Here is a 1,913-nt window from a genome sequence, read left to right as displayed (position 1 = left end):
CGTCGCGTATGGGGCAAACTGGAGCCACGGCGCGGGCTCGGAGCACCGAAGCGCGAGAATTGATGCGCAAATTTCCCAAAATTTTTTACCAGCCACTCAACACGTAGCGCAGTACGCTTGTTTTAGGACTAGTAAACCTTCCGGAGATGCGAGGGCAGGATATTCAGTTCGGAACGGTATTTCGCCACCGTCCTCCGGGCGATGACGATGCCCTTTTCCGAGAGCAGTTTGACGATCTCCTCGTCCGAGAGCGGCTTGCTCGGAACCTCCTTCTCGATCATCTCAGAAATCATGTCCTTGACGCTCGTATTGGAAAGGCCGACGCCGCTGGCGGTTTTGATACCCGAAGTGAAGAAATACTTCATTTCGAGGACACCCCGCGGCGTTTGCATATACTTCCCCGACACGGCGCGGCTCACAGTGGTTTCATGCACGCCGACCACTTCGGCGACCTGAACCATCGTCAGCGGCTTGAGCCGCGAAACCCCGTGCTCCATGAACTCGCGCTGGCGGCTCACGATCTCTTTCGCGATGTTCAGGATCGTCTGTTGCCGCTGATGGAGGCTCTTGATCAGGAATTTCCCCGCGCGAATCTTGTCGCGAATGTATTCGCGAACCTCAGTGGAACTGTCCGGCTGCGCCATCAAATCCTTGTACGTGTTGCTGATTCTCAAGTGCGGAATCTGCTCGTTGTTCGTGCTCACCACGTATTCGTCGCCGACTTTCTGGACGAAAATCTCGGGCACCACGTATTGCTGATTGTCCGGCAGAAAATCGCGGCCGGGCCGCGGTTCGAGGTGTCCGATGCGAGCCACGGCTTCCTGCACATCCTCGACGCTGAGGTTCAGGCCGCGGGCAATCTCCGGGATGCGCCGTTTGCCGAGCGCTTCCATGTATTTGTCCACGATTCGATACTCCAGCGTATCCTTTCGGTCCGAGCGGTCCAGTTGAAGCAGAAGACACTCCCGAAGGTCCCGCGCCCCGACTCCGGGCGGATGAAAGCCCTGGATGACGCGCAAGACCTCCAGCACTTTCTCTGCGGGAATGTTGGTGGAAAAAGCCAGTTCATCGACACTGGCCTGAAGGTAACTGTAGTCGTCGATATTCCCGATGATCATCTCGGCAACCGGGCGTTGTTCCGGCGTCAAATCGGAAAGACGAACCTGTTCGAGGAGATGTTCCTGGAGGGAAGTTCCCGCCACAAGCGAGTCGAACATGTATTGGCGTTTCTCTTCATCCTCCTGGCTGCGCCGGGCCGGAATATTCGTCTGGGCGAAATGGTCCCGCCACTCTTGATCGAGTTGGGCTAACCGCTCGAATTCAGCCTGAAAGTCGTCCACCGGTCCGGTCGATTTCTCGGTCGCAGGATCGAAAGTCACGTCGGCGGGAGGTTCGCTTGGGTCGGCCAGTTCGGCAGGCGAATCTCCGTCTCGCGCCGGTTTCATTTCTTGGTCGGCGTCGGTCGCGAGCACTTCTTCCAGGACGGGGTTTTGTTGCAGTTCCTGTTCGACCAATGCTTTCAGTTCCAGCGTGGGCGCCTGCAACAGCGCCAACGACTGCTGGAGTTGCGGCGCCAGCACCTGCGACAGCGCCATCCTCTGCGATAGATGTAGGCCTTGAGCCATCGGACGTATTCTAGGAAGTGCTGGGAATATCTCAAGCAAAACACGGCATGAAGATTGCTAGACCGGCCTTAGGGTCTGTGCAAAAATAAATTCCGGTTTTGCTGGAGGCGATTTCGCTTTCTGGCGAGGCACGACGAAGGAGCATAGCCAGGGCTCTGCGACTGAGAGCGTGTCCGAAAATTGCGCGGGGTCCTGCGGCGAGGGATTTTGGCTGTGGCCAAGGCGGCGAGGTCCGAGCATCCCCAACGCGGGCTGTAAGGACCGAGCCAACGCAGGCCACGGACAAAA

1 protein-coding gene is annotated in these 1,913 nt (G+C 57.6%); it reads right to left on the bottom strand.

From position 1 onward, the window contains the following. Positions 1–128: 128 nt before the first annotated feature. The gene (gene rpoN, locus FJ398_27495) at positions 129–1,625 is read right to left on the bottom strand and encodes an RNA polymerase factor sigma-54 (GenBank protein ID MBM3841621.1); all 1,497 of its coding nucleotides are present in this window, start codon (positions 1,623–1,625) and stop codon (positions 129–131) included. Positions 1,626–1,913 lie beyond the last annotated feature (288 nt).

The organism is Verrucomicrobiota bacterium (genome assembly GCA_016871535.1).
Taxonomy (GTDB): domain Bacteria; phylum Verrucomicrobiota; class Verrucomicrobiia; order Limisphaerales; family SIBE01; genus VHCZ01.
Note: the sequence above shows the minus strand (reverse complement) of the source record. Positions and strands in the feature narration are given on the sequence as shown.